At 70.8% G+C, this 25,564-nt stretch carries 25 protein-coding genes; 16 read left to right on the top strand and 9 right to left on the bottom strand.

The features are described from left to right. Nucleotides 1–91 precede the first annotated feature (91 nt). The gene (locus AC1ROY_RS02710) at nucleotides 92–991 is read left to right on the top strand and encodes a hypothetical protein (RefSeq protein ID WP_493146898.1); all 900 of its coding nucleotides are present in this window, start codon (nucleotides 92–94) and stop codon (nucleotides 989–991) included. After that, entirely contained in the window at nucleotides 988–2,073 is a 1,086-nt protein-coding gene (locus AC1ROY_RS02705) for a toxic anion resistance protein (RefSeq protein WP_493146896.1), read from the top strand. Before AC1ROY_RS02710 ends, AC1ROY_RS02705 begins: the two co-directional genes overlap by 4 nt. Here AC1ROY_RS02705 and AC1ROY_RS02700 read toward each other — a convergent pair. Next, a complete protein-coding gene (locus tag AC1ROY_RS02700; RefSeq protein ID WP_493146895.1) occupies nucleotides 2,070–3,278 on the bottom strand; it encodes an MFS transporter in 1,209 nt (402 codons plus the stop codon). The two genes, AC1ROY_RS02705 and AC1ROY_RS02700, sit on opposite strands and share 4 nt — an antisense overlap. Before the next feature lie 92 nt (nucleotides 3,279–3,370). Here AC1ROY_RS02700 and AC1ROY_RS02695 point away from each other — a divergent pair, with 92 nt between their 5' ends. Continuing rightward, nucleotides 3,371–4,405: a glycosyltransferase family 4 protein gene (locus AC1ROY_RS02695; RefSeq protein ID WP_493146893.1), complete on the top strand. Its 1,035-nt coding sequence runs from the start codon at nucleotides 3,371–3,373 to the stop codon at nucleotides 4,403–4,405. Between the two features lie 4 nt (nucleotides 4,406–4,409). Here the strand turns inward: AC1ROY_RS02695 and AC1ROY_RS02690 are convergent, their stop codons facing one another. Beyond that, a complete protein-coding gene (locus tag AC1ROY_RS02690) occupies nucleotides 4,410–5,048 on the bottom strand; it encodes a glutathione S-transferase family protein (RefSeq protein WP_493146892.1) in 639 nt (212 codons plus the stop codon). Nucleotides 5,049–5,162: 114 nt separating this feature from the next. Between AC1ROY_RS02690 and AC1ROY_RS02685 the strand changes: the two genes are divergently transcribed. After that, nucleotides 5,163–5,723 carry a lipid-binding SYLF domain-containing protein gene (locus tag AC1ROY_RS02685; RefSeq protein WP_493146891.1) on the top strand — a complete coding sequence of 187 codons (561 nt, stop codon included), beginning with the start codon at nucleotides 5,163–5,165 and terminating at the stop codon, nucleotides 5,721–5,723. 78 nt (nucleotides 5,724–5,801) lie between these two features. On the opposite strand, the gene AC1ROY_RS02680 is transcribed toward AC1ROY_RS02685, so the two are convergent. Genes AC1ROY_RS02680 through AC1ROY_RS02670 form a run of 3 tightly spaced genes read right to left on the bottom strand, consistent with a single transcriptional unit; the run spans nucleotide 5,802 to nucleotide 8,510 of the window. After that, nucleotides 5,802–6,425, bottom strand: a complete 624-nt coding sequence (locus AC1ROY_RS02680; protein WP_493146889.1) for a DUF1345 domain-containing protein — start codon at nucleotides 6,423–6,425, stop codon at nucleotides 5,802–5,804. A gap of 7 nt (nucleotides 6,426–6,432) precedes the next feature. Continuing rightward, nucleotides 6,433–7,407 (bottom strand): threonine ammonia-lyase, encoded by a 975-nt coding sequence (locus AC1ROY_RS02675; RefSeq protein WP_493146887.1) that lies wholly within the window; start codon nucleotides 7,405–7,407, stop codon nucleotides 6,433–6,435. Then, the gene (locus AC1ROY_RS02670; protein ID WP_493146886.1) at nucleotides 7,404–8,510 is read right to left on the bottom strand and encodes an NAD(P)/FAD-dependent oxidoreductase; all 1,107 of its coding nucleotides are present in this window, start codon (nucleotides 8,508–8,510) and stop codon (nucleotides 7,404–7,406) included. The genes AC1ROY_RS02675 and AC1ROY_RS02670 overlap by 4 nt, the downstream gene beginning before the upstream one ends. A 197-nt stretch (nucleotides 8,511–8,707) precedes the next feature. Between AC1ROY_RS02670 and AC1ROY_RS02665 the strand changes: the two genes are divergently transcribed. From AC1ROY_RS02665 to AC1ROY_RS02630, 8 genes are all read left to right on the top strand, one after another. After that, entirely contained in the window at nucleotides 8,708–9,985 is a 1,278-nt protein-coding gene (locus tag AC1ROY_RS02665) for an ABC transporter substrate-binding protein (protein WP_493146884.1), read from the top strand. Nucleotides 9,986–10,049: 64 nt separating this feature from the next. Further along, nucleotides 10,050–10,988, top strand: coding sequence for a carbohydrate ABC transporter permease (locus tag AC1ROY_RS02660; RefSeq protein WP_493146883.1), 939 nt, complete (start codon nucleotides 10,050–10,052; stop codon nucleotides 10,986–10,988). After that, entirely contained in the window at nucleotides 10,988–11,890 is a 903-nt protein-coding gene (locus tag AC1ROY_RS02655; RefSeq protein WP_493146882.1) for a carbohydrate ABC transporter permease, read from the top strand. The genes AC1ROY_RS02660 and AC1ROY_RS02655 overlap by 1 nt, the downstream gene beginning before the upstream one ends. A gap of 69 nt (nucleotides 11,891–11,959) precedes the next feature. Continuing rightward, complete coding sequence (locus tag AC1ROY_RS02650; RefSeq protein ID WP_493146880.1) at nucleotides 11,960–13,048, top strand: ABC transporter ATP-binding protein; 1,089 nt, start codon at nucleotides 11,960–11,962, stop codon at nucleotides 13,046–13,048. Between the two features lie 174 nt (nucleotides 13,049–13,222). Then, nucleotides 13,223–13,621 carry a hypothetical protein gene (locus AC1ROY_RS02645; protein ID WP_493146879.1) on the top strand — a complete coding sequence of 133 codons (399 nt, stop codon included), beginning with the start codon at nucleotides 13,223–13,225 and terminating at the stop codon, nucleotides 13,619–13,621. 65 nt (nucleotides 13,622–13,686) lie between these two features. Further along, nucleotides 13,687–14,772, top strand: coding sequence for a malate/lactate/ureidoglycolate dehydrogenase (locus AC1ROY_RS02640; RefSeq protein WP_493146877.1), 1,086 nt, complete (start codon nucleotides 13,687–13,689; stop codon nucleotides 14,770–14,772). 10 nt (nucleotides 14,773–14,782) lie between these two features. Then, entirely contained in the window at nucleotides 14,783–15,460 is a 678-nt protein-coding gene (locus tag AC1ROY_RS02635; protein WP_493146876.1) for a DUF7986 domain-containing protein, read from the top strand. Nucleotides 15,461–15,520: 60 nt separating this feature from the next. Then, nucleotides 15,521–16,477: a Bug family tripartite tricarboxylate transporter substrate binding protein gene (locus tag AC1ROY_RS02630; protein WP_493146874.1), complete on the top strand. Its 957-nt coding sequence runs from the start codon at nucleotides 15,521–15,523 to the stop codon at nucleotides 16,475–16,477. On the opposite strand, the gene AC1ROY_RS02625 is transcribed toward AC1ROY_RS02630, so the two are convergent. Beyond that, nucleotides 16,407–17,378 (bottom strand): LysR family transcriptional regulator, encoded by a 972-nt coding sequence (locus AC1ROY_RS02625; RefSeq protein WP_493146873.1) that lies wholly within the window; start codon nucleotides 17,376–17,378, stop codon nucleotides 16,407–16,409. The two genes, AC1ROY_RS02630 and AC1ROY_RS02625, sit on opposite strands and share 71 nt — an antisense overlap. 87 nt (nucleotides 17,379–17,465) lie before the next feature. Here AC1ROY_RS02625 and AC1ROY_RS02620 point away from each other — a divergent pair, with 87 nt between their 5' ends. Then, nucleotides 17,466–18,407: an NAD(P)H-binding protein gene (locus AC1ROY_RS02620; RefSeq protein WP_493146872.1), complete on the top strand. Its 942-nt coding sequence runs from the start codon at nucleotides 17,466–17,468 to the stop codon at nucleotides 18,405–18,407. A 10-nt stretch (nucleotides 18,408–18,417) separates the two neighbouring features. Here AC1ROY_RS02620 and AC1ROY_RS02615 read toward each other — a convergent pair whose 3' ends face one another. Beyond that, the gene (locus AC1ROY_RS02615; RefSeq protein ID WP_493146870.1) at nucleotides 18,418–19,605 is read right to left on the bottom strand and encodes an alginate O-acetyltransferase AlgX-related protein; all 1,188 of its coding nucleotides are present in this window, start codon (nucleotides 19,603–19,605) and stop codon (nucleotides 18,418–18,420) included. A gap of 2 nt (nucleotides 19,606–19,607) precedes the next feature. Continuing rightward, entirely contained in the window at nucleotides 19,608–20,939 is a 1,332-nt protein-coding gene (locus AC1ROY_RS02610; RefSeq protein ID WP_493146869.1) for an MBOAT family O-acyltransferase, read from the bottom strand. A gap of 244 nt (nucleotides 20,940–21,183) precedes the next feature. On the opposite strand from AC1ROY_RS02610, the gene AC1ROY_RS02605 reads away from it, so the two are divergent. The 3 genes from AC1ROY_RS02605 (at nucleotide 21,184) to AC1ROY_RS02595 (ending at nucleotide 23,903) form a co-directional block, all read left to right on the top strand. Beyond that, nucleotides 21,184–22,173, top strand: coding sequence for a Bug family tripartite tricarboxylate transporter substrate binding protein (locus AC1ROY_RS02605; RefSeq protein WP_493146867.1), 990 nt, complete (start codon nucleotides 21,184–21,186; stop codon nucleotides 22,171–22,173). 143 nt (nucleotides 22,174–22,316) lie between these two features. Beyond that, on the top strand, nucleotides 22,317–23,525 hold the full coding sequence (locus AC1ROY_RS02600) for a pyridoxal-phosphate-dependent aminotransferase family protein (protein ID WP_493146866.1): 1,209 nt from the start codon (nucleotides 22,317–22,319) through the stop codon (nucleotides 23,523–23,525). A gap of 135 nt (nucleotides 23,526–23,660) precedes the next feature. Then, nucleotides 23,661–23,903, top strand: a complete 243-nt coding sequence (locus AC1ROY_RS02595) for a DUF2171 domain-containing protein (RefSeq protein WP_493146864.1) — start codon at nucleotides 23,661–23,663, stop codon at nucleotides 23,901–23,903. A gap of 57 nt (nucleotides 23,904–23,960) precedes the next feature. On the opposite strand, the gene AC1ROY_RS02590 is transcribed toward AC1ROY_RS02595, so the two are convergent. Further along, nucleotides 23,961–25,505, bottom strand: coding sequence for a serine hydrolase domain-containing protein (locus tag AC1ROY_RS02590; RefSeq protein WP_493146863.1), 1,545 nt, complete (start codon nucleotides 25,503–25,505; stop codon nucleotides 23,961–23,963). Between the last annotated feature and the right edge of the window lie 59 nt (nucleotides 25,506–25,564).

Here is a 25,564-nt window from a genome sequence, read left to right as displayed (position 1 = left end):
CTCATTGGCCCGCGCCCCTGCGCTGGACCATCGGCCTCGGGCTGCTCGGCCTGTGCCTCTGGCTGCCGGCCGCCATCGCGCTCTTCCGCTGATGAGCGTCTGGAAGGAGCAGAAGCGCGCCCTGCGCCGCGAATGGCGCGAGCGGAAGGCGCAGCTGCGGCAGCAGGTCTGGGGCGGCGGGGGCGTCCGGCCGCCCGGCTGGTCGCCCTGGCGCCGCGGCGAGAACGCTCCGCGGTGGGCCGAGGGCGCTCCGCGCCGGGTCTTCGGCTGGCGCGTCTGGATGCTGCCGGCCTTCCTCTGGCCGCTGATGCTCGACATCCCCGCCGAGATCATCATGGGCCGGCCGCACCGGCTGACGGGCTCGCTCGTCGGCCTGGGCCTGGCCTGGATGGCCGCGTACCGCATGTCCCGCGGCACCGAGGGCGACACGCGGCGCGGCGCCGTGCTGATGGGCGTGGCCGCCGGCATCGTGGCGGGCATGTCCGCCGGGCTGCCGCCGCCGATCGCCGTCGCGCTGGGCTTCGGCGCCTGGTTCGGCACGCGGCTGATCACCCAGGACCTCGCGGAGACCGAGATCGAGGCGGTGCCCGAGCCGGTTCCCGAGGTGCCGGCCGAGCCCGCGAAGCCCGATCCGCTCGATGGGCCGCGCGCGCAGCTCGCCCGCATCGCCGGCGCGGCGCCGCGCCTGCCGCTCGGCATGCAGCTGCTGGAGGCGGCGAGCGCCATGCAGGGCGTCGTCGAGGATCTCGAGGCCCGTCCCGCCCGGCTGCACGACGCAAGGCGCTTCCTCAGCGTGCATCTCGACGGGCTCTCGCGCATCGTCGACCGGCTGGAGGCGGGCGCCGAGCCGCCGGAGACGCTGCCGGCCCTGCTGACCGACCTCGCCGAATCCGCGCGCAAGCTGCGCAGCGAGCTCCGCTCGGCCGAGAGCGAGGCGCTCGACATCCAGGTGAAGGTGCTGGCCGAACGGCTGCGCCAGGAGGGAACATGAGCGACAACCCGATCGAACCGGTTCGCGAGGACGAGATCGCGCGCCTCGCCGCGGCCATCGAGCTCAAGGATCCCGGCACGATCCTGCGCTTCGGCGCCGCCGCGCAGTCGCGCGCGCAGGCCGCGGCCGACGCCATGCTGGAGGGCGCGCAGAACCGCGAGACGGGCGAGGCGGGGCAGACGCTCTCGGCCATGCTCTCCGCGCTGCGCGGCTTCGACGTGGGGACGCTCGCGGAGAAGCCCGGCTTCTTCCAGCGCATCTTCACCAAGGCGGGGGCCGACACGACCGCCATCGTCCAGCGCTACGAGGGCGTGCGCGACCAGGTGAGCCTGATCGGCGACAAGCTCGACACCCACCGCACCAAGCTGCTGGAGGATGTGGAGCGGCTGGAGCGGCTCTATGTCGCGACGCTCGACTGGTTCCACGCCCTGGCCGACCACATCGCCGCCGGCGAGCGCGTGCTGAAGCAGACGGATGCGGAGCTCATCCCCGCGCTCGAGGCTGCCGCCGCGAACGAGGGCGATCCGCTCGCCCCGCAGACCCTGCGCGACACGCGCGGCGCCCGCGACGAGCTGGAGCGGCGGGTGCACGACCTGCGCCTCACGCGGCAGGTGGCGATGCAGACCCTGCCGGCGATCCGGCTGATCCAGGAGAACGACAAGGCGCTCTCCGCGAAGATCCAGTCGGTGCTGGCGAACACGGTGCCGCTCTGGAGCCAGCAGCTCGCCCAGGCGCTGGCCATCCACCGCATGCGCGAGGCCGGCCAGGCCGTGAAGGCGGCGACGGACCTGACCAACAAGCTGCTCGTCGCCAATGCGGAGACGCTGCGCACCGGCAATGCCGAGGCGCGCAAGGAGCTGGAGCGCGGCAGCTTCGACATCGAGGCGATCCGGCAGGCGAACGCCGCGCTGGTCGGCACGATCGAGGACAGCCTGCGCATCTCCGAGGAGGCGAAGACGCAGCGCCGCGCGGCGGAAGCGCAGCTGATCGCCTGCGAGCAGGACATCCGGCGGTCGCTCGTCGCGGCGAAGGCGCAAGGCAGCGCGGCGACGGGCAGCGTGCCGGCGACGGGGCGGAGCTAGCCCCGCCGGCCGCTCCGCGCCACGCTCGCCAGCATCGCCGCCGTCCCCGCCATCAGCGCGGCCGCGGCCAGGGCGTTCCCCCAGAAATCCGGGCGCAGCGCGTAGAGCCACGCGCTCGCCACGCCGGCCAGCGACGCCCCGGTCTGGAAGAGCGCGTTCATGATGGAGTTGAGGCTGCCCCGCTCGGTCGGCGGCACCAGTGCCATCGCGCCGACCAGGGTCAGGGCCAGCATCAGGTCCCGCGCGAAGGAGAAGACGAAGTAGGCCACGCCCTGCAGCACCATGCCGCCGCTGAGGGGGATGGCCAGGCTCACCAGCGCCATCACGATCGAGGCCAGGGCGCAGGGCGCCAGCGGATGGGTGAAGGCGCGCGCCACCCGGCCCGCCAGCAGCGCCCCGATCAGCCCGCCGAGCCCCGCCACCAGCAGCATCGCGCCGACCGCGCTCGTGCCGTATCCGGCGAGCGCGACCTGCAGCAGCCAGCTGGGATAGAGCCCCATGAGGGTGAAGAGCGCCATCGACCAGACGAGGTAGGACAGCAGCAGGAGCCGCACCGTCCGGTCCACCGACAGGGAGAGCAGCCGGTCGCGATAGGTCCGCGCCGTGACGCGGCCGATGGCGAGCGCGGCCGTCGGCGTGGGCGGCAGGCGCGAGGCGCCGAAGGCCAGCGCCAGCGCGACCAGCGCGAGGCCGATCACCGGCAGCCGCCACTCGACGAGCCCGCCCAGCAGCACGCCCATCGAGATGGCGGCGAGGAAGGCGACCGGCGCCGCCGACGTGACGTAGCCGGCCACCCGCGCGCGCTGCGGCTCCGGCACGTAGTCGGCCAGCGCCGAGAAGATCGAGGCGCCGACCATCGGCATGAAGAGCCCGGTCGCGACGCGGGCCAGGATGATTGGCCAGGCGCTGGCGGCCGCGGCCGTGAGAAGCAGCGTCGCCGTCGCGCCCAGCGCGCCCATCACCAGGAAGCGCCGGCGCCCGTAGCGGTCGATGAAGGGGCCGATCGCGAGGTTCGTGGCCAGCGCCGCCACCGAGAAGGCGGCCAGCATCAGCCCGGCCTCCATCGGCGTGAGCGCGATCTCCTCCTGGATGAAGGGCAGGAGCGGGATCATCATCGCGATGTTGAAGTTGATGAGAAAGAAGGCGATCCAGAGGACCATCACCACCGGCATGCCGCCCCACCCCCGAATCGCGCGGGGCAGCATCGCCCGAAGCCCGCGGCGCGACAAGAACAAGTCCGGAACGAAGGGGCCGGCCGATTGCGGCGCGGGCCGGCCCGTTGCATAGCCCAGCGCCCATGCCCCCCTATCTGCTCACCCTGCTGATGGCCGTGCCGCTTGCCCTCGTCTCGGCCGCCGCGGTGCGGGCGATGATCGCCTGGCCGATCCTCGACCATCCCGACGCGCGCAAGTCGCACGAGCGGCCGACGCCGAAAGGCGGCGGCGTGGGGCCGGTGCTGGCCTTCATCCTGGGAATGCTGGCCTTCTACCACTTCACCAGCCTCGCCGAGACGCGCTTCACCGCGGTGGTGCTGGCGGCGGTCGCGATCGCGGCGGTCGCGCTGGCGGACGACCTCCGGGACTTCAGCTTCCTCGTGAAGCTCGGCGCGCAGGCGCTGGCGGCGGCGGTGGCGATGGGCACGGGGCTCGCGCTGCGCACCCTGGCGCTGCCGGGGATCGGCGAGGTCGAGCTCGGCGTGGTCGGGATGGCGATCACGCTGTTCTGGATCGTCGGCTGCACCAATGCCGTGAACTTCATGGACGGGCTGGACGGGCTGGTGACCGGCGTCGTGGTGATCGCGAGCGCGGCGCTGGCGGTGATCGCGGCGCTGAACGAGAGCTGGTTCGCCCATGCGGCGGCGATGTTCCTGCTGGCCGGCTTCGCGGGGTTCCTGCCCTTCAACTGGAACCCCGCGCGGATCTTCATGGGCGATGTGGGCAGCCAGTTCGCGGGCTTCATGCTGGCGGTGCTGGGCGTGGCGGCGGCCGGCTTCGAAGCGAGCCAGGTGAGCTTCCTCATCGTGCCGCTGCTGCTCTTCGGGCTGCTCTTCGACGCGGCCTTCACGCTCGCGCGCAGGGCCCTGGCGGGCGAGCGGGTGAGCGCGCCGCACCGCTCGCATCTCTACCAGATGGCGCAGCGCACGGGCGTGCCGGTGCGCGTGGTGGCCGGCGTGCATTGGGGCTTCGCGCTGCTCCACGCCGCGCTGGCCTTCCTGTTCCTGGAGCTGGCGCCGGCGGAGAAGCCGCTGGTGGTGCTGCCGGCGCTGGCGGTGCAGGTTGCCTGGGCGGCCTATGTGCTGCGGCGGATGCGGCGCACCGGCACGCGCTGGTGAGGCCTCAGAACAGCTTCGGCGCGACGAAGCGCTGGAAGCCCGGCCGCTCGCCGATCCTGTCGAACCAGGCGCGCAGCACCGGAAACTCGGGCATGTCCGGCACCTTCACCTCCGGCCCGAACCAGCGCCGCGCGTAGCAGCCGAGGATGATGTCGGCGAGGGTCAGCGTGTCGCCGTCGATATAGGGGCGGCCGTCCCGCAGCCGGTTCTCCAGGATGGCCCAGCACTTCCCGCTGTTCGTGACCGCGTTGCGCACGGCCGCCATGTCGCGCTTCTCCTCCGGCGTGCGGACCATGTTCCAGAACAGGTCGCGCTCGGCCGGCGAGAGGGTGGAGAGCTGCCAGTCCAGCCAGCGGTCCACGCTGGCGCGCCTGCCGGGCTCGGCGGGGTAGAGGCCCTTCGCGTCGCCGCCCGCGAGCAGGCAGAGGTAGCGGCAGATGGAGTTGCTCTCCCACAGCTCCACCTCGCCGTGGCGCAGCGAGGGTACGCGGCCGTTGGGGTTCAGCGCGCGGTATTCGGGCGTGTCCACCACGCCGTGCTCCATGCCGGCGTCGTGGCGCTCATAGGGCAGGCCGAGCTCCTCGAGCACCCAGAGGGGCTTCCACACGTTGCTGCTGTTGGCGCGGCCGAGGATCCGGATCACGTTTCTCTCCGATGATACTTCGGGCAGAACGTCGCGCGGCCGGGACGAAGGTGCAACCGTCCCTCCCTGGCAGCGTTTCCGGAGCACTGAACCCCCGAACGACAGGAGCTTCCCATGCAACGTCGTCAGCTTGCCCGCGCCGCCGCCGCGCTGCCCTTCCTCGCCGCCGCGCCGCTGCTCGCGCCGAAGCGCGCCCAAGCCGCCACGCGCACCGAGATCAACGCCGACGTCACCGCGGCCCTGACCCGCCTGCACCGGATGGACAACGCCGCGCCGCTGTTCCGCACGGCCAAGGCCGTCCTCATCTTCCCGCGCATCGTCAGTGGCGGCTTCATCGTCGGCGGCCAGTACGGCGAGGGCGCGCTGGTGCGCGGAGAGGCCACGACCGGCTACTTCAACATCGCCGGACTCTCCTTCGGCCTGCTGGCCGGGGCGCAGGCGGCCGGCCTCGCGATGTTCTTCATGACGGACGAGTCCCTCCGCGCGCTGATGAACGCCGATGGCTGGGAGATCGGCACGGGCCCGACGGTCGTGGCGCTCGACCAGGGGCTGCAGGCCAATGCGACGTCGACGACGCTGACGGAGCCGGTCTATGCCATCACCTTCAACCAGCAGGGGCTGATGGCGGCGGTCGCGCTGAACGGCACGAAGATCACCCGCATCAATCCGAGTTGATTTTCCAGGCCCTCAAGCTCCGGGCGCGCCACTGTTGCGCGCGATGGAAAAGCTGAGCGGGCGGCGCCGCCCGCTCCGTCAGCTCGCCAGGTTGGACACGGTGCTCACGGCCGAGGCCAGGATCACCGTGTTGAACCAGAAGGCCACCAGCCCGTGCAGCAGCACGATCCGCCGCATGCGCGGCGTGTTCGTCGTGGCGTCGCTGACCTGGAAGGTGCAGCCGACCACGAAGGCGAAGTAGACGAACTCGCCGAACTCGGGCGTTCCGTCGCCGCCCGGGAAGTCCAGCCCGTTGTCGCTGATCCAGAACTCATGCGCATATTCCTGCGCGAAGAGCAGGTGCACGTAGAACCAGGCGGCGATGATCGTGACGATCGAGATGACCTGCTCCGCCACGCCCTGGTTCCCGCCGGCCAGCAGCATGGTGACGATCACCAGCGAGGCCGTCGCCGTCGCCAGCGAGAGCGTGAGCACGGCGACGCGGCCTCCCGCCAGGGCGCGCGCTCGCTCGCGGATCTCCTGGGGATCCGCGTTGCCCAGATGGCAGAAGAGCAGCGTGGCATAGACGGCGACGTTGCCGCACCAGCCCAGCATCCCGGCCTGGCGCCAGGGCAGCACGAAGTACAAGGCGCCGAAGACGAGAATGCCCGCCCCGAGGGACCGGACCAGAAAGCCCTTGCGCAGGATGGGGCCGAGGTTCATCCGCGGATCATGCCGCCATGGCCTGCGCGAACACGCCCGCATCCACGTTGCCGCCGCTGAGGATCAGCCCCGTCACCCTGTCACGCGTGTCGAGCTTGCCCGCGAGGATCGCCGCCAGCGACACGGCGCCGCCTGGCTCCACCACGATCTTGAGATGCGTGAAGGCGAAGCGCATGGCGGCGAAGACCTCGGCCGGCGTGACCATCAGCCCGCCCGTCACGCGCGGCGCGTTGATCGCGAAGGTCAGCACGCCCGGCGCCTTGGAGAGCAGCGAGTCGCAGATTCCGGCGCCCTTTCCGTCGGCGGGGATTCGGTGGCCGGCGCGCAGCGACTGGCCATAATCGTCCCAGCCCTCGGGCTCGACCGCATAGAGCTTCGCCTGGGGTGCCAGCGCCCGGGCTGAGAGCGCCGAGCCCGCGAGCAGCCCGCCGCCGCCCGTGTTGATGGCGAGCTGGTCGGCCTTGAAGCCGGCGGCGCTGATATCCTCCAGCAGCTCCAGGATCGCGGTGCCCTGGCCGGCGATGACGTGCGGATGGTCGAACGGCGGCACGACCGTGGCACCGCGCTTCGCCGCCAGCTCCACGGCGAGCGCGTCGCGGTCCGTGTTGTGGCGGTCGAAGAAGTGGATCTCGGCGCCCCAGGCGCGCGTCGCCTCCACCTTCACCTGCGGCGCGTCCTGCGGCATCGCGATCAGCGCGGGGATGCCGAGGCTGTGGCAGGCGGCCGCCACCGCCTGGCCGTGATTGCCCGAGGAATGCGTGACCACGCCGCCCTTGCGCGCGGAATCCTCCAGCAGCAGCGCCGCATTGGTCGCGCCGCGCAGCTTGAAGCTGCCGGTGATCTGCAGCGGCTCGGGCTTCACCAGCACCACGCCGCCGGCCGCCGCGTCGAGCGCGCGATGGCGCAGCATCGGCGTGCGGCGGATGCGGCCCTTGAGCCGCTCGGCCGCGGCCTGGACGTCGGCAAAGTCGGGAAGCGTCACTTGGCGAACCTCAGCGGATTGGTGGGCGCAACAGCCGGCAGCACGTCGGGATCCGGGGTCTCGCCGCGGATGAGCTGCGCCAGCAGCCGCCCGGCCGCCGGCGAGGTCTGGATGCCGTAGCCGCCCTGGCCGCAGAACCAGTAGAAGCCGGGCTGCTCCGAGGCGCCGATGGCGAGTCCGCGATCCGGCGTGAAGGTGCGCAACCCGGCCCAGCGATGCTCCACACGCGTCACCGGGATGTCGAGGCATTGCTGCATGCGGTCGATGGCGATGGCGACATCGAGCTCGTCGGGCTGCGCGTCCATGGGCTCGCTGTCGGTCTCGTCGGCGGGGCTGACCATGAGCTTGCGCCGCGCCTCGGGCCGCACGTACCAGGAGTGGTTCACGTCCACGACCATCGGCCAGTTCGCCGTGTCGTACTCGCCGGGGTCGATGATGAGGGCGGTGCGCCGCTTGGGCTGGAGGCCGATGGGATTCACCCCCGCAATCTCCGCCACAACGTCGCCCCAGGCGCCGGCGGCGTTCACGATGACCGGCGCCGCATAGATCCCGCCGCCGGCAGTCTCCGCGTGCCAGGCGCCGTTCTCGTGCCAGATGCGGCCGACGCGGTTCCGCAGCGCCAGCACGCCGCCCTGCATGCGGATCTGCTTGAGAAAGCCCTGGTGCAGGGCGGCGATGTCGATGTCGAAGGCATCGTATTCGATGGCAGCGCCGGCGACGGAATCGATCTTCAGCGCGGGCACCAGCGCCTTCGCCGCCTCGAGCGTGAGGGCGGTGCGGCCGTGCTGCAGGGCGTCCTGCAGATCGCCCAGATCTTCCGCCTTTGCCAGGTTAAGCACCGGCCGCGGATGCGCGATCGGCACCTCGGTGAAGCCCGGCGGCGGGTTCTCCAGGAAGCGGCGCGAGGCGCCCGTGAGAATCTGCGCGTCCTCGCTGCCGTAGCTCAGGATCCAGATGGCGGCCGAGCGGCCGGTCGTGTGGTAGCCGGCGCTCTCCTCGGCCTCCAGCAAGGCGACCTTGTGGGTGGGGGAGAGATGCGCGCCGGCGGTCGCGCCGGCGATTCCCGCGCCGATCACCAGCGCGTCGAAGAATTGCGTGTCCATGGGATCATCTTCATGCCGGTAACCCCGTGCAGCAAGCGGTTGCACTGCACCGCACGGCATGCCTAACTTTCGGCAGCGGCAAAGACCGTCACTGAAAACACAGGGAGTTGTTCAAGATGGCAGGGATCGGGATGTCCCGGCGCAATACGTTGCGCTCGGGGGCCGGGGTGATCGCAGCAGGCGTGCTGTCCGCCCCGATGGTTCACGCACAGGGCACCGGCGGCACGCTGCGCTGCGGCTTCTGGGACCATTGGGTGCCCGTGGGCAACGATGTGCTGCGCCGCCTCTGTGCCGAATGGGGTCAGCGCAACCGGGTCGAGGTGCAGCTCGACTTCATCACCTCCGTCGGCAACCAGAACCTGCTCACCATCGCAGCCCAGGCGCAGAGCCGTTCCGGCCACGACATCCTGAGCTTCCCGACCTGGGAGCCCTCCGCCCATGCCCGCCTGCTGGAGCCGATGGACGACGTGGTCGGCCGCCTCGTCGCCAAGTACGGCCCGATCAACCCGATCGGCGAATACCTCGCCAAGCGCGAGGGCGCCTGGCGCGCGATCCCCGCGGTCTCGGGCAGCCAGCACAAGCCCTCGCTCGGCCGGTTCGACCTGCTGAAGCAGCACGCCGGCATCGACGTGCAGGCGATGTATCCGGCCGCCAACCAGGCCGGCCCCGGCGTCGACCAGTGGAACTGGGACAACTTCCTCGTCGCCGCCGAGAAATGCGCGCAGGCCCAGGTGCCCTTCGGCCTGCCGATGGGCAGCTTCACCGACGCGGTCGACTGGGTCGGCGCGCTGTTCCGCAGCTATGGCGCGACCATGATCGACGAGCGCGGCAACGTCACCGTGCGCAGCAACCCCGCGGTGCGGCAGGTGCTGGAGTACGCGGTACGGCTCTGCCGCTTCCTGCCGAACGACGTCTATGCCTGGGACGACGCCTCCAACAACCGCGCGCTCATCTCCGGCCGCTCGGCGCTGATCTTCAACCCGCCCTCGACCTGGGCGGTGGCGAAGCGCGACGCGCCGGCCGTGGCCGAGAAGTGCTGGACCTTCCCGATGCCGGCCGGCCCCGCCGGACGCTTCACGCCCTACCTGCCGTACTTCTGGGGCATCTGGAGCTTCAGCCGCGCCAAGCCCGCGGCGAAGGGGCTGCTGGAATTCCTCTCCGAGCGCGAGCAGGCCGAGGCGCAGACCACGACCAGCTCCGGCTACGACATCCCGCCCTTCGGCACGATGTCCGACTTCAAGATCTGGGAGACGGAGGGCCCGCCGACCGGCGTGGTCTACAACTACCCGCTGAAGCCGCATCACAATGCGCAGCAGAACATCTCCTTCGCGCCGGCGCCGGCGGAGATCGCGGTGCAGGCCTACAACCAGGCGATCAACACCAAGATGATCGCCCGCGTGGCGCAGGGCGGCGAGACCATCGACCAGTCGATGGCCTGGGCCGAGCGCGAGCTGCGCAACTTCGCGCGCGGCTAGGCAGGAACCGGGGCGGGGGAGCGATCCCCCGCCCGATCCGCGATTCACGGCAGGAGACCTTCGCATGTCCGCCGACACCCTCACCGCCGATTCGCGCCTGGCGCCCGCGCCTTCCGGCACCGGCAGCCTGAAGCGCTTCGCGCGACGGCGATCGACCATCGCCTTCCTGATGACCCTGCCGCTGCTGCTGGTGATCGTCTGCCTCGTCGCCTATCCCGCGGGCTACGGCATCTACCTCTCGACGCTGAACCGCACGATGGTGCGCAACATCGGCTTCGGCAATTTCGAGATCCTGTTCGACACCGACACCTTCTGGAACGTGGTCTGGCAGTCCTGCATCTTCGCCATCACGGCGGTGATCGCGAAGGCGCTGATCGGCTTCTGGCTGGCGCACATGCTGCACCACATCCCCGCCAAGGGTCAGCGCAAGTGGCGCGGCATGCTGCTGGTGCCCTGGGTCATCCCGCCGGCGCTCTCCACGCTGGGCTGGTGGTGGATGTACGACCCCTCCTACAGCTCCATCAACTTCCTGATCTCGCTGGTCGGCGCGCCGCCGGTGCCCTGGCTCGGCGAGCCGCTCTGGGCGCGGGCGGCGATCATCATCGTGAACGTCTGGGTGGGGGCGCCCTTCTTCATGATCATGTATCTGGCCGCCATCAAGTCGGTGCCGGAGCAGCTCTACGAGGCCGCCGCGATCGACGGCGCCAACGGCTTCCAGCGGCTGCGCTACGTCACCCTGCCGATGATGGCGAACATCATCTCGATCACGGTGCTGTTCAGCCTGATCGTGACCTTCGCGAACTACGACATCGTGCGCGTGCTCACCAATGGCGGGCCACGCGACCTCACGCATGTCTTCGCGAGCTACGCCTTCCAGGTCGGCATCCTCAGCGGGAACATCCCGCGCGGTGCGGCCGTCTCCCTTTTCATGCTGCCGATCCTCGCGGTCTGCGCCTTCTTCGTGCTGCGCGGCGTGACCCGTCGGAACAAGGAGCAGATGTGATGTCCGCAGTCACCGCCCCCGACGTCGCGAAGGGCCACGGCATCTACAGCAAGGCCGGCAGCCTCTCGCGCGAGCGGCGCTGGGCCCTGTGGTCGGCCTATGCCTCGCTCACTTTGGCCGCGATCATCTTTCTCGCGCCGCCCGTCTACATGTTCATCACGAGCCTGAAGGGCAGCGCCGAGATCGCGAACATGCGGGGCAATCCGTGGCTGATCCGCGATCCGACGCTGGAGAACTACAGCGCGCTGCTCGGCAACGGGATGTTCCTGCGCTTCTTCGTCAACAGCATCGTCATCACCGGCCTCGTCGTCGCGATCACCATGGTGATCTCGGTGCTCGCGGCCTTCGCGCTGGCGCGGATGCGCTTCTTCGGCAGCCAGTTCCTCGCGACGGGCGTGTTCCTCACCTACCTCGTGCCGGACACGCTGCTGTTCATCCCGCTCTACCAGATCGTCGGCGGGCTTGGATTGCTGAACTCCATCTGGGGGCTGGTGCTGGTCTATCCGACGCTGACGGTGCCCTTCTGCACCTGGATCATGATCGGCTACTTCGCCTCCATCCCGAAGGAGCTGGACGAGGCCGCGCTGATCGACGGCGCCAACTGGATGCAGATGCTGACGAAGATCTTCATCCCCGTGGCGCTGCCCGGGATCATCGCGGCGACGATCTTCGCCTTCACCGTGTCCTGGGCGGCCTTCGTCTATCCGACGGCCTTCGTCACCACGCCGGACCAGATGCCGCTGACCATCGGCATCGTCTCGCAGCTGGTGCGCGCGGACACCTTCGCCTGGGGCCAGATCATGGCCGGCGCGCTGCTCGCGGCGCTGCCGCCCGTCGTCATCTACGCCTTCCTGATGGACTACTACATCGCCGGGCTGACCGCCGGCGCAACCAAGGGCTGAAGCCCGTCCGATCGCCGCGCGCCGCAGGCGCGAAGGCGTGAATCGGCCGGGCCAACGAAGGAATCGCTTATGGCACAGGTCTCACTCCGCAAGATCGTCAAGATGTACGAGGGCGACGTCCAGGCCGTGAAGGGCATCGACCTCGAGATCGCCGACCACGAATTCGTCGTGCTGGTCGGCCCCTCCGGCTGCGGCAAGTCCACCACGCTGCGGATGATCGCGGGGCTCGAGGAGATCACCTCCGGCGACATCGCGATCGGCGGCACCATCGTGAACGACATCCCGCCGCGCGACCGCGACATCGCGATGGTCTTCCAGAACTACGCGCTCTATCCGCACATGTCGGTCTTCGACAACATGGCCTTCGGCCTCACGCTGCGCAAATTCCCCAAGGCGGAGATCAAGCGCCGGGTGGACGAGGCGGCGCGCATCCTCGACATCACGCCGCTGCTCGACCGCAAGCCCAAGGCGCTCTCGGGCGGCCAGCGGCAGCGCGTGGCGATGGGCCGCGCCATCGTGCGCGATCCCAAGGTGTTTCTCTTCGACGAGCCGCTCTCGAATCTGGATGCCAAGCTGCGCGTGCAGATGCGCACGGAGATCAAGAAGGTTCATCAGACCGTCCGCACCACCACCGTCTACGTCACGCACGACCAGGTGGAGGCCATGACGCTGGCCGACCGCGTGGTCGTGATGAACCAGGGCATCATCGAGCAGGTCGGCCCGCCGCAGGAGCTCTATCACCATCCCGCGACGCGCTTCGTCGCCGGCTTCATCGGCAGCCCCGCGATGAATTTCCTGCCCGCGCGCGTGGAGAACGGCGCGGTGCATCTCCCGGGCGGCGCGGTGCTGCCCATCCCGGAGGCGCGGCGCGCGCGCTATGCCGGCGCGCCCGGGCTGGACCTGCTCTTCGGCATCCGGCCCGAGCACCTGACCGACCATCGCCCCGGCCTGCCCAACCGCGCCGAGATCACCATCACGCCGGAGGTCATCGAGCCGATGGGCATGGAGACGCTCGCGCATTTCCACCTGGGGGAGGCGCGCGACTGCTGCGCGCGGCTGGAGCCGACCGTCGCGGCGGAGCCGAACGTGCCGCTGGTGCTCACGGCGGACATGAACAACATGCACCTGCTGGACGCGCGCACAGGCCGGGTGCTGTAGCGCCCGATCCGCGGAGGCGGAATCGCCGGGGCGGTGAATCGGCCGCTCGACGCGCCACGAAAGGCGCCGCCTATCGGTGCCATCGCCGGAGGTCGGATGGTTGCATGCCACCCGATCGGCCATCCTGACGACACGCCGGATTGAGGCGGAACAGGAACGTCAGGATAGAACCTTATGCGTCACATCATCGCCGCCACGCTGCTGGCCACTGCCATGAGCGCCGGCGCCGCGCTGCCCGCCGCCGCGCAGTCGACCACCTGGAGCGGCCAGAACCTGGTCTTCACGCCCCTCTCGGGCTCGCCCTGCCGGCTGGCGCTGGATCGCGCCTATCTCCAGGGCAGCGGCTGGAGCGCCTCGATCCATGTCGTGTTCCGCAACCGCGGGACGACGCCGGTCTCCGTCACGGCCGATGTCGAGCTGCAGGGCAATGGCCAGAGGAAGTCCAGCCCGCAGGGTCCCTTCCCCATCGCCGCCAGCACCACCTCCGACCAGGCGATCATGGCCCCCTATGGCGGCTCGCTGGCCGGCTCCACCCTCCGCGTGACCATCACGGCCTGCAGCCGGACGTCCTGAGCCGCAGCGGGTCTGGACGCGCCCCCGGGCCAGGGGCAATTTCCTCCCGAGAAGAGGAACCCGCCATGGCCGAGCCCGACTACGTCTACATCCCCGTGAAGGAGCTGGAGGGCTTCGTCACCCGGATCTTCGCCGCCTCGGGCTGCAGCGCGGAGGAATCGGCGCGCATCTCCAACCATCTCGTCGGCGCCAACCTCGCCGGCCATGACAGCCACGGCGTGGACCGCGTGCCGCGCTACGTGCAGTGGCAGAAGGCGGGCTATGTCGTCGCCGGCCAGAAGATCAGCGTCATCAGCGACGGCGGCGCCTTCGCGCTGCTCGACGGCAATTTCGGCTTCGGCCAGACCGTCGCCAAGCAGGCCACCGAGTTCGGCATCGCCCGGGCGCTGGAGAAGGGCTCCTGCATCGTCGGCCTGCGCAATGCCGGCCATATCGGCCGCACCGGCGACTATGCCGAGATGGCGACAGCCCAGGGCCTCATCTCCATCCACTTCGTGAACGTCGCGGGCTCCGTGCTGGTAGCGCCGTTCGGCGGCAAGGAGCGGCGCTTCTCGACGGCGCCCATGAGCATCGGCGTGCCGCTGCCGGGCGGCCCGATCATCCTCGACTTCGCGACCTCGCTCGTCGCCGAGGGCAAGGTGCTCGTCGCCTCCAACGGCGGGAAGGCGCTGCCGGACAATGCGCTCATCACCGCCGACGGCGAGATGTCGGGCGATCCGCACACGCTCTACGGCCCCTACGAGGCGGTGGGCCCGCGCAACGCGGCCGGCGGCACGGGCGCGATCCGCGCCTTCGGCGACCACAAGGGCTCCGGCCTCGCGCTGATGTGCGAGCTGCTGGCCGGCGCGCTCACGGGCGGCGGCACCTCCGGCCCGATCACCGAGCGCGCCCGCATCGCCAACGGCATGCTGTCCATCTATCTCTCGCCCCAGCATTTCGGCGACGAGGATTCCTTCCACCAGGCCGCATCCGACTATGTCGCCTGGGTGAAGTCCTGCGCCCCTGCCGTCACGGACACGCCGGTCCTCGTTCCCGGCGAGCCCGAGAACAACCGCCGCGCCGCGCGGACGGTCTCCGGCGTGCCGCTCACCCGCGACGCCTGGCAGGGCATCCTGCAGACCGCCGCCGAGCTCGGCATCAACGGCCCATGAGCTTCCACGCGTGAGCACCAGTGCCTACGAGGCCTACCGCGCCATCCGCGAGCGCATCCTGAGCGCCGCCGCGCGCCGCATCCCGCGCGTCTCGGCGGCGTCGCAGGCGCGCGCGCTCGGCTTCGGCTGGAAGGACGACGAGGTGCAGGTCGCCAACGAGGCGCAGTTCCAGCTGGTGCTCGACCTCGGCGTCTTCGGGCCGATGGGCGGGCATTCGCGCGCGCTCGACCGCGAGGCGAAGGCGGGCGGATACGAGGACGGCAGCGAGGAGGCCGCGGTGCTGGCGGCGCTGTCCCGCGCGCATTTCACGCTGTTCCGCGTGGTCGGCGCGCATCCCGAAGGGGGCGTCGAGGCCGACGACCTGCTGCGTGGCACCAAGCTGCGTATCGAGGATCTGATGCTGGCGCGCGAGGGCATGGAGGGCGTCGGCTTCGCCGGCCGCCTCATGCGCCTTGGCGGCTTCGAGATGACCTGCGGCGCTCTGGCGCCGATCACCGACGAAGTGATCGAGACCCTGCTCGGCCGTCCGGTGACGCCCCTGCCGACGCCGCGATTCCTGCCGGCCATCACGCCGCTGATGGATGATGACATCGCGGCGCTGCGAGGCGCCGCCAGCGCGTCGGAGTTCCCGGCGCGGGTCTACCGCGCCGCGCTGGATCACGGGCTCTTCGGCCGGGTGCCGGAATAGCCACGGAGCCGACGCGGAACTGACATCGCCGCGCAATCCGGCTGCGGCATGTCGGGCCGCATGCAAAGACGCACCCTCCTCGCCCTTGCGGGCGCCCTCCTTCCCGCCGCCGCGCTGGCCCTCCCCGAGCGCGGCATCACCCTCATCGTGCCCTTCCCGCCGGCGGGAAGCACGGACATCGCGGCCCGGCTGCTGGCCGACCGCCTGTCGCGCCAGCTCGGCACCCGGGTGGTCGTCGAGAATCGCGCCGGGGCCGGCGGCAGCGTGGGCAGCGAGGCGGCGAAGCGCGCGCTGCCCGACGGGCACACGCTGCTCTTCGCCTCGGCCAGCTCGCATGGCGCGAATCCCGCCGTCTTCCGCGACCTCCCCTATGACGCGGTCGGCGATTTCGACGCCGTCGCGCTGACCGGCGTGACGCCGCTGGCACTGGCCGTCGCGCCCGGCGGCGCCCGCAGCCTGGACGCCTTGCGCGCCGCCCTCGCCGAGGCGCCCGGCACCTACGGCTCGGCCGGTGCGGGCAGCATCACCCATCTGGCGGCGGAGCTGTTTCTCGCCCGCGCGGGGCTGCGCGCCGAGCACATCCCCTACCGCGGCGGCGGCCCGGCCCTGGAGGCGCTGGCGCGCGGCGAGACCTCCTTCGTCTTCGAGACGCTGGCGAGCCTTTCGGGCATCGCGGCGGACGGGCGGGTGCGGCTGCTGGCCCTGGCCGTGCCGCAGCGCGTCCCGACCCTGCCCGGCCTGCCGACGCTGGAGGAGGGCGGCCTCACGCCCTTCGACGTCTCGACCTGGAACGCGATGCTGGCGCCGCGCGGCACGCCGCCGGAGCGGATCGCGATCCTCGCTGCGGCCGTCCAGGCCTGCCTCGCCGAGCCGGCGCTGGCGGAGCGGCTGGCCGGGCTCGGCGTCGCCGTGCCGCCGCCCACGGGGCCGGAGGCGACGGCGCGCTTCATCCGGGCCGAGGTGGAGAAGTTCCGCGCGATCGCCGAGGGCGCGGGGCTGCGGCTCGAACGGCCGTGAGGCGGGAACCGGCCGCGCAATAGGCGGCCAGCCCCGCGACGAGGTGGTCGAAGACCAGCCGCACGCGGCGCAGCGCGCGCTGGTCCTCATGCATCACGATCCAGGTGTCGAGGTCGAGCGAGATCTCGTCCGGCAGGATCGGCACGAGGTCCGGGTCGCGGGCGGCGAGTGCGCACTGGCAGCCGCCGATGCCGAGGCCCGCGCGGATCGCCGCGAGCTGCCCGAGGTCGCTGTCCGTGCGGAAGGCGAGGTCCGAGGAGCGCATCTCCAGCCCCATCAGCGGCATCCAGCGTCGGTTCAGGGCCGGCTGCTCGTAGCCGATCATCGCGTGCCCCTGCAGCGCGGCCGTGGAGATGGGCATCCCGTGCGCCTCCAGGTAGCGCCGGTGCGCGTGCAGGCCGAGCCGCACGGCGCCCACGCGCCGCGCCACCAGCGCCTTCTGGCGCGGCGGCACCATGCGGATGGCGATGTCCGCCTCGCGGCGCAGCAGGTCCTCGTTGCGGTTGCTGAGGCCGAGCTCCAGCCGCAAGCCCGGATGCGCGGTGCGCAGCGCGGCGAGGATGGGCGGCAGCACCTCCACGCCGACGACCTCGCTGGCGGTGATGCGGACGGTGCCGCGCTCGCCCCCCGCCTCGCCCGAGGCGGTGCGCCGGAAGGCCTCGGCGGCGAGCTCCATGGCGCGGGCGGGCTCGGCGAGCTGGCGGGCGAGGGCGGTCGGCTCCAGCCCGATCGGCGAGCGGGTGAAGAGCGGCGCGCCGAGCGCCCGCTCCAGCGCCTCGATGCGATGGCGCACGGTGGGCTGCGCCAGGTTCAGCACGCGCGACGCCCCGGAGAGGCTGCCCTCCGCCAGCACGGCGAGGAAGGCGCGGTGGCAGTCCCAGTCGGCCGCGGCAGGGTTCATCGAAAATTGATGAACCGATCGAAGAAGTTTGACAATTCCTGATGATCCGAGACGCGCGCATCTTCCGCCCATCAGATGGAGGTCGCGATGACGGATACGGGCAGGACGGCGCTGGTTCTCGGCGCCACGGGCGGGATCGGCGGCGAGACGGCGGCGGCCCTCGCGCGCCACGGCTGGCGCATCCGCGCCCTGTTGCGCGATCCCGCCCGCGCGCAGCCGGGCTGGGAGGTGGTGGCCGGCGACGCCATGGACGCGGCCGCCGTGCGCCGCGCCGCCGAGGGCGCGGAGATCATCCTCCATGCCGTGAACCCGCCCGGCTACCGCAACTGGGCCGGGCTCGTGCTGCCGATGATCGACAACACCATCGCCGCCGCCCGGACCGGCGGCGCGCGCATCCTGCTGCCGGGCACGATCTACAATTACGGCCCCGATGCCTTCCCGCTGCTATCAGAGGACTCGCCGCAGAACCCGGCGACCCGGAAAGGCGCCATCCGCTTCGAGCTGGAGCGCCGGCTGGCGACCTCCGGCGTGCGCAGCCTCATCCTCCGCGCCGGCGATTTCTTCGGCCCTCGCCCGGGCAACACCTGGTTCTCGCAGGCGCTGGTGAAGCCCGGCCGGAGGCTGCGCGCCGTGACCTCGCCGGGCCGCCCCGGCATCGGCCACGCCTGGGCCTACCTGCCCGACCTCGCCGAGACCTTTTGCCGCCTCGCCGATCGGGAGCAGGATCTGGAGCCCTTCGCGCGCTTCCACTTCGCCGGCCATTGGGATGCCGACGGGGCCGGAATGGCCGTCGCCATCGCCCGCGCCCTGGGCCGGCCGGGAATGCGGGTGAAGCCCATGCCCTGGTGGCTGCTGCGCCTCGCCGCGCCCTTCCACGAGACGATGCGCGAGCTGACGGAGATGAAGCCCCTCTGGCGCACCCCCGTGCGTCTCGACAATGCTCGCCTCGTGGCCCTGCTCGGCGCCGAGCCGCACACTCCGCTGGATGCGGCGGTGGCCGCCAGCCTGCGGGGCCTCGGCGTGTCGTGAGCGCTGCCGGTCAGTGCGAGGCGGCGGCCGCGATCACCTCGACGTAGCGCGCGATCGCGTTGATGTTGCCGTCGTTGACGACCATCAGCACGCGATCCGGCCGCCAGGCCGCCGTCACGCGCTCCCACAGGATCCGCTGCTCCTCCTGCGACAGGCGCGGGAGGTTGTTCAGGTTGAGCGCGATGATGTCGCTGGCATAGCCGATGAGCGCGTCGGCCGCGCCGGCCAGGAAGCTGTCGCCGAGCAGCAGCATCCGTCCGCCCGCGCCGGGCCGCTCCAGCCGCAGCGCCTCGAGCGGCAGCGCCACCCCGTCGAGCGGCGCGCGATCCGTGCAGCCGGCCTCCGTGCAGCCATGGACTCCGGCGCCCGCCCAATCCGCCAGGCGCACCCGGTTCGACAGCCCGACGCCCGGCACGTAGATGGCGAGGTCGGCCACCTTCACCCGCTCCGCCCAGGCCGGCGACGCCTGCCGCGTCAGATGCAGGTCGCGTTCGGCGAAGCGGCCCAGGAAGGCATGGGTGCCGGCCCCGTCCCAATGGAAGTTGTGCGCGGGCACCAGGGGCGTCGCTTCCGGCAGCGTCGCGGCGATGTCCCGCGGATAGGCAATCCGGCGGCGCAGCTCCTCGGGCAGGCGGTGCAGCAGATCCTCCGCCAGCGGCTCCCGCCCGGCGCAGGCCCGCGCGATCCAGCCCGGCAGGTCCTGAGGATACAGGGCGGGCGAGGTCGGGACGACCAGCACCGAGGCCTCGGGGAGCAAGGCGTGCAGCCGGGCCAGCCCCTGCTCCAGCTCGCGGGCGAATTGCGCGACCTGCGGCTCCGTCCACCAGGCGCCGCAGCCGGACAGGATGCTCCGGAGCGGCACGTCGCCGTCCGACAGGAAGATGCGGCCGTTGCGGCCCCGCAGGATGGTCGGGACCGGGCTCGAATGCAGCACGTCCCAGCGGAAGCCGGCGGCGAGGCTCACCAGCTCCCGGCGCAGCCCGAAATGGTCGTCGAGATAGGCGTCGACCAGGCGCGGCCATTCCACCAGGGCCTCCACCGTCCGGGGAAAGGCCGGCGCGGCCGCCAGCCGCCGGTTGTCCGTCTGCGCTGCCGGGCCCCCCAGGATATTCGCCAGGAGGGGGGCGAGCAGCATCGCCGCCGCGGTGAGCAGGAAGGCGCGTTCGCCGAAGGGATGGGAGCCTGCCGGTCGGGCCATGGCTAGAACCTGTAGTAGATGAAGGGGTTGTACGCGCCGCCGGAGACCTGCAGCAGGCAGAGCGCGAGGATCAGCAGCAGCGCGGCATGGCCGAGCCCGAAGGCGGCACCGCGCGCCGGGCCGCCCGCGAGCGGGTTCCCGGCTGCCGTCAGCATCCGCCAGGCCGGCACCGTCGCCAGCACGGCGCCGGCGCAGAGGGCCAGGGAGACCTCGGTCGTCAGGAAGCGCTCCGCCGGCGCCAGCATGGTGTCGCCGTTGCCGCCGCCGCCGGCCATCGCGCGCAGGTATCGTCCGGCGTAGCGCATGGTGTCGGCGCGGAAGAACACCCAGCCCACCGCGACCACGACCAGCACGTAGAGGTGCCGCAGCGGGCGCCAGGCGGCCGCCAGCCACGCGCCGACGCCCAGGCGCTCGATCACCAGGAACAGCCCGTGGAAGGCGCCCCAGACGAGGAAGTTCCAGGCGGCGCCGTGCCAGAAGCCGCAGAGCAGGAACACGATCATCAGGTTCAGGTAGGTCCGCGGGGCCGAGACGCGGCTGCCGCCCAGCGGGATGTAGAGGTAGTCGCGGAACCAGGAGGACAGCGTCATGTGCCAGCGGCGCCAGAACTCGGTGATGCTCTGGGACGCATAGGGACGGTCGAAGTTGATCGGGTAGCGGAAGCCCATGATCCGCCCCAGCCCGATGGCCATGTTCGAATAGCCCGCGAAGTCGAAGAAGATCTGCAGCGTGTAGCAGGCGATGCCGAGCCAGGCGGTCGCCGTGCCGATGTCCTGGCTGCGCAGCGCGAAGATCTGGTCGGCCGGCACGGCCAGCACATTGGCGATCAGCACCTTCTGGCCGAGGCCGAGGATGAACTGCCGGGTCCCGGCCACGAGGTCGTCCCGCCGCGCCGGCCGGTGGTCGATATCGGCGGCGATGTCGCTGTAGCGGACGATCGGCCCGGCGATCAGCTGCGGGAACATCGCCTTGTACATGGCGAAGTTCAGCAGGCTCCGCTGCGAGGTGACGACGCCCCGGTGCACGTCCACCACGTAGGAGATCCCCTGGAAGGTGATGAAGGAGATGCCGAGGGGAAGGGCGATGTGCATGGCGGGCAGCGGCCCCAGGCCCAGCTTGAGGAAGAGCCGGCCGAGCTCCACCGAGAGGAAATCGGCGTATTTGAACCAGATCAGCAGGCCGAGATTGCCGGCCACGCCGATTCGCATCCAGGCCCGGCCCGCGGCCCCGCCCTGCCCGACGAGCCGGCCGACCGCATAGTTGCCGAGGATATAGACGAGCAGGATCGGCAGGAACCGCGGCTCGCCCCAGGCGTAGAAGGCGAGGCTGAACACCAGGAGCGTGAAGTTCTTGAAGGGGAGTGCGAAATAGATCGCGATGAAAATCGGTAGAAAGTAAAACAGGAATACAACCGAGCTGAATACCATTCGATTTCGCCTCTGGGCCCGGTATTGTGGCCAGGATCAGGCCCTCGTTTCGCCATGTCAACACAGGTGGGACGGCCGCGCGACGGGCCGGCTTGCATCCGGATTTCGGCTGGGGCTTAGTCTGTGCACAAGAAAAGTCGAGGTCCCGTCCATGCTCCGCCATCTGGCGCTTGCCGCGCTTTCGTTGCTCGCGCTCGCGTCGCCTCTCGCCGCGCAGACCTATCCCGAACGCGCCATCACCCTGGTGACCGGCTTCGCGCCGGGCGGCAGCACCGACATCGCGTCGCGGCTGATCTCCGAGCGCTTCGCCGCCAACCTCGCCCCCGGCGGCCGCATGGTGGTCGAGAACCGCGCCGGCGCCTCGGGCGTCGTGGCCTCCGACTGGCTGCGGCGGCAGGCGCCGGACGGCTACACTATCATGCTGATCGAGGTGTCGTCGCATGCCATCGTGCCGGCGGCGCTGGAGGGCGGCACGGCCTATGATCCCATCGCCGACTTCACGCATATCGGCATGGTCGGCACCGCGCCGCTCATCCTCGTCATCAACCCGAACTTCCCGGGCCGCACGCCCTCCGAGGTGGCGCAGCGGCTGCGCGGCTCGCGCCCCGAGGAATTCGCCTATGCCACCTCGGGCGTCGGCTCCATCCCGCACCTCGCCGTCGAGGTGATGGCGCTGGCGCTGGGCGGCGCGAAGTTCACCCATGTCCCCTACCGCAGCGGCGGCCTGATGCTGACGGCGATCCACCAGGGCGAGGGCCAGTTCGGCATCGCCGTGCTGGCCAGCGCCGCGGGCCAGGTGCGCGACGGCCTCGTGCGCGGCCTCGCGGTGACGAGCCGGGAGCGCTTCCCCTCCTTTCCCGACATCCCCACGCTCGGCGAGGCCGCCATCCCCGGCTTCGAGATGACCACCTGGAACATGATCATCGGCCCGCCGGGGATGCCGCCCGCCATCCTGGCGCAGCTCAACCGTGCGCTGGCTGCGACCGTGGCCGAGCCGCCGGTCCGCGAGCGGCTGCTCACCGCCGGCGTCGCCGCCTGGAGCGGCCCGAACACGCCCGAGGTCGCGCGGGACTTCCTGGTCGCCGAGGTCGCCAAGTACCGCGACGTGGTGGCCCGCACCGGCGTCCGGCTGCAGCGCTGACAGGCTGACGTTGAAGACCCCTCGTTGAAGATCGGGGCGTTCCGCCCGATACTGGAAGGAACGCCAAACCTGTGTTTCGCGGGATTCAGGCCTCCGGCGCTTCCGCGCCTTCGGTCTTCCCGCCAAAGGAAAGCCACGAGACGATGGACGGTCACACAGCCCCGGTCGCCGCACGCCCCATGGCGCGCGGGCGCCTCTTCTTCGCCAATCCGGGCCCGACGAACATCCCCGATTCCGTTCTGCTCGCCACCGCGCGCGCCAGCATCGACTTCAACGACCCGGCCTTCATCGCCGTCTACGACGCCTGCTTCGCGGGGCTGAAGAAGGTCATCAAGACCGAGCAGAACCTCTTCATGTACACGGCGTCGGGCCACGGCGCCTGGGAGGCCTCGCTGGTCAACACGCTCTCGCCGGGCGACCTCGTGCTGATCCCCGAGACGGGCCACTTCTCCGATTCCTGGATGAAGATGTGCGGCACGCTGGGCTTCAAGACGAAGCACATCCCCTGCGACTGGCGCCGCGGCGTGGAGATGTCCGCGATCCGCGAGGCCCTCGCCGCCGACACCGGGCACGAGATCAGGGCCGTCTGCTGCGTGCACAACGAGACGGCCGCCGGCATGCGCCTGCCCCTCGACCAGGTGCGCGCCATCCTCGACGAGCTGAAGCACCCGGCCCTGCTGATGGCGGACACGATCAGCTCGCTCGGCTGCTACGACTTCCGCATGGACGAGTGGGGCGTCGACGTCTGCGTCGGCGGCAGTCAGAAAGGGCTGATGCTGCCGACCGGCTTCAGCTTCACCGGCGCCTCCGAGAAGGCCATGGCGGCGCACCGCGCCAGCACGCATCCGCGCCACTACTTCGACTGGACGGAGATGCTGGCCCGCAAGCAGAAGAGCTTCGTCGGCACCGTGCCGGTGACGTTGTTCTATGGCTTGCAGGAGGCGCTGCGCCTCCTCCTGGAGGAGGAGGGGCTGGAGAACGTCTTCAAGCGTCATGCCCGCCTTGCCAAGGCCGTGCGCGCCTGCGTGCAGCATTGGTCCGGCAACAACGGCCCGCAGCTCTTCTGCCAGAACCCCGAGCGCTATTCCGACAGCGTGACGACGGTGCTGATGCCGGAAGGCATCAATGCCGAGGACGTGCGCAAGATCGCGCTGGAGAAGTTCAACGTCTCGACGGGCAGCGGCCTCGCCAAGCTTTCGGGAAAAATCTTCCGGATCGGCCATCTGGGCGACCTCAACGAGCCGATGATCCTCGGCACGCTGGCCTCGCTGGAGATGGCGCTGGGCCTCGCCGGCGTGCCGCATGCCAAGGGCGGCGTGCAGGCGGCGATGGAGAGCCTCACCCAGCCGTAAGCCTTTGTTCCGACAATGGGAGTGATCCGGAGAATGGCCCGATCGTAAGCCGCTCCGGGGCAACCTCCCTGCCCGCGGGGCGTTCCTTCCACAACGGCGCCACTACCGACGCCGGTGTTGAGAAGGAATGCCGATATGAACGCCACTGACATCAAGGAGCACATGCCGGTCGTGGGTTCCTGCGGGAACCCGGTCGGTACGGTCGACCACGTGCAGGGCAACCAGATCAAGCTCACCAAGGACAGCGACCCGCACGGCCAGGGCCATCACCACTTCCTGCCGCTCAGCCAGGTGAAGGGCGTCGAGAACGGGAAGGTCGTGCTGACGGTGAATTCCGGCGAGGCCAAGAAGGCCCTGCAGGCGCAGCCCGCCGCGTAGCGGCTGTTTCCGAAGGAATTCTGAACGGCGTCGGAGCCTCGCTCCGGCGCCGTTTCGCTATCTGCGCTCGAAGATCAGCCCGCGCGCCCGGCCGGCATTGATCATCAGCTTCGTCCCGTCCGCAGAGAGCACCGCATCGGCCCAGGCCGGGTAGAGCGCCGAGGGGATGTGGATGCGCAGGTTGTGCGGCGACAGCGCCTCGACGCGCCAGGCGGAGCTGGACGCCCGGATGGGCCCGTTCGCGCGGATCTCGCCGTGCCGGATGGTCCAGCGGGCCGCCAGCTCCGCGCAGATCCACCTTCCGTCCAGCGCCGGGGTCTCGACCGGCTCCACGCGCCGGAACGCGCGCCGGAAGCCGGCGTCGAACTCTACCACCATCACGCCATCCTTCGGCGGCGCGGCCAGGAAGGGGAAGCTGCCGCGCAACGCCGCGAGCCGGCCGTCGGCCATGGGCGCCAGCGCATAGGCGACGCCGTGCATGCGGGCCACGCCGTCCTTGCCGAAATCCAGCGACAGCCCGTCCTCCTCGCAGAGCCAGGTTCCGACCATCGCCGAATGGTCCACGGCGGGCGGCGCCGGCAGAAGGTCGGGATCCTCCGCCAGCGCCGCGGCCGCCGCCTGGTTGGCCATGAGGCCGGGATCGAGCGTCGCGTTGTTGGCGATGGCCACCACGGTCAGCCCCTTGGAGGGGATCCGCAGATAGGCGGTCTTGTAGCCCGGCCAGAGCCCGCCATGGCTGACGCTGCGCAGCCCGCGCCACACATCCACCTGCAGGCCGCGCGCGTAGCGGCCGGGCTCGCCGTTGGTGAAGGGGACCAGCGTCTCCAGCTCTGCCGCGATGCCGCCCAGCGCGCCGCGGCCCATGGCCTGCGACCAGAGCATCAGATCCCCGACGCAGGAGACCAGCCCGCCCTCGCCGCCCAGGGGAAAGCCGTGCGCGGCCCGGATGAAGCCGGCGCCGTCGGGCAGGTAGCCGGTGGCGAGGCCGGGGATGGGCACGGCGAGGTTCGGCGTGTGCCGCGTCCGCGTCATGCCCATCGGCGCGAAGATGCGCGTCTCGAGGAACTCCGCCAGCGTCCGGCCCGAAAGCCGCTCCACCACCTGGCCCAGGAGTCGGAAGCCACTGTTGGAATAGAGGTAGCGTGAGCCGGGCGGAAAATTCAGCGTGGCCTGCCGGGCGATGGCCGCGTCCAGCTCCGCCTCGGTCAGCGGCGTGCCGAGGTCCACGCCGCCGAGACGGTTGAGCTCCAGCATGTCGCGCAGGCCCGAGGTGTTGCGCATCAGGTGGTCGAGCGTGATGCTGCCCAGGATCGTCGGCAGTTCCGGCAGGTGCTTCCGGACGGGATCGGCGGGATCGAGCTTTCCGTCGCGGGCGAGCAGCAGGATGGCGGCGCAGGTGAACTGCTTGGAAACGGAGGCGATGCGGAAGGTGGTGTCCGGCCCGATCGGCACGCCCAGCTCGATCGAAGCGAGCCCGGCCGAGCGGTGCACCAGCATCCTGCCCTCGCGCGCGATGCCGATGGTGGCGCCGGGCGCGCCGGCCGGCAGGTCGAGCAGGCGCGCCACGCGCCGTTCCAGGCGGAGCAGGTCAAGGTCGGTCATATCGGGAAATTCCCTCTCTTCGAGTAGCCTAGCCGCGATTTGGGCGACCGTGAAATGAG

The sequence above is a fragment of the Roseococcus sp. GW821-FHT12F05 genome (genome assembly GCF_058806835.1).
The sequence above is the reverse complement of the archived record's forward strand: the minus strand, read 5'-3'. Positions and strand labels throughout refer to the sequence as shown.

What these genes read in the sequence shown, in the direction of transcription:
- AC1ROY_RS02710 (WP_493146898.1), top strand. Translation starts at nt 92, where the DNA reads ATGAGCGTCTGGAAGGAGCAGAAGCGCGCCCTGCGCCGCGAATGGCGC.
- AC1ROY_RS02705 (WP_493146896.1), top strand. Translation starts at nt 988, where the DNA reads ATGAGCGACAACCCGATCGAACCGGTTCGCGAGGACGAGATCGCGCGC.
- AC1ROY_RS02700 (WP_493146895.1), bottom strand. Translation starts at nt 3,278, where the DNA reads ATGCTGCCCCGCGCGATTCGGGGGTGGGGCGGCATGCCGGTGGTGATG.
- AC1ROY_RS02695 (WP_493146893.1), top strand. Translation starts at nt 3,371, where the DNA reads ATGCCCCCCTATCTGCTCACCCTGCTGATGGCCGTGCCGCTTGCCCTC.
- AC1ROY_RS02685 (WP_493146891.1), top strand. Translation starts at nt 5,163, where the DNA reads ATGCAACGTCGTCAGCTTGCCCGCGCCGCCGCCGCGCTGCCCTTCCTC.
- AC1ROY_RS02680 (WP_493146889.1), bottom strand. Translation starts at nt 6,425, where the DNA reads ATGAACCTCGGCCCCATCCTGCGCAAGGGCTTTCTGGTCCGGTCCCTC.
- AC1ROY_RS02670 (WP_493146886.1), bottom strand. Translation starts at nt 8,510, where the DNA reads ATGGACACGCAATTCTTCGACGCGCTGGTGATCGGCGCGGGAATCGCC.
- AC1ROY_RS02665 (WP_493146884.1), top strand. Translation starts at nt 8,708, where the DNA reads ATGGTTCACGCACAGGGCACCGGCGGCACGCTGCGCTGCGGCTTCTGG.
- AC1ROY_RS02660 (WP_493146883.1), top strand. Translation starts at nt 10,050, where the DNA reads ATGTCCGCCGACACCCTCACCGCCGATTCGCGCCTGGCGCCCGCGCCT.
- AC1ROY_RS02655 (WP_493146882.1), top strand. Translation starts at nt 10,988, where the DNA reads ATGTCCGCAGTCACCGCCCCCGACGTCGCGAAGGGCCACGGCATCTAC.
- AC1ROY_RS02650 (WP_493146880.1), top strand. Translation starts at nt 11,960, where the DNA reads ATGGCACAGGTCTCACTCCGCAAGATCGTCAAGATGTACGAGGGCGAC.
- AC1ROY_RS02645 (WP_493146879.1), top strand. Translation starts at nt 13,223, where the DNA reads ATGCGTCACATCATCGCCGCCACGCTGCTGGCCACTGCCATGAGCGCC.
- AC1ROY_RS02640 (WP_493146877.1), top strand. Translation starts at nt 13,687, where the DNA reads ATGGCCGAGCCCGACTACGTCTACATCCCCGTGAAGGAGCTGGAGGGC.
- AC1ROY_RS02630 (WP_493146874.1), top strand. Translation starts at nt 15,521, where the DNA reads ATGCAAAGACGCACCCTCCTCGCCCTTGCGGGCGCCCTCCTTCCCGCC.
- AC1ROY_RS02625 (WP_493146873.1), bottom strand. Translation starts at nt 17,378, where the DNA reads ATGAACCCTGCCGCGGCCGACTGGGACTGCCACCGCGCCTTCCTCGCC.
- AC1ROY_RS02620 (WP_493146872.1), top strand. Translation starts at nt 17,466, where the DNA reads ATGACGGATACGGGCAGGACGGCGCTGGTTCTCGGCGCCACGGGCGGG.
- AC1ROY_RS02615 (WP_493146870.1), bottom strand. Translation starts at nt 19,605, where the DNA reads ATGGCCCGACCGGCAGGCTCCCATCCCTTCGGCGAACGCGCCTTCCTG.
- AC1ROY_RS02605 (WP_493146867.1), top strand. Translation starts at nt 21,184, where the DNA reads ATGCTCCGCCATCTGGCGCTTGCCGCGCTTTCGTTGCTCGCGCTCGCG.
- AC1ROY_RS02600 (WP_493146866.1), top strand. Translation starts at nt 22,317, where the DNA reads ATGGACGGTCACACAGCCCCGGTCGCCGCACGCCCCATGGCGCGCGGG.
- AC1ROY_RS02595 (WP_493146864.1), top strand. Translation starts at nt 23,661, where the DNA reads ATGAACGCCACTGACATCAAGGAGCACATGCCGGTCGTGGGTTCCTGC.
- AC1ROY_RS02590 (WP_493146863.1), bottom strand. Translation starts at nt 25,505, where the DNA reads ATGACCGACCTTGACCTGCTCCGCCTGGAACGGCGCGTGGCGCGCCTG.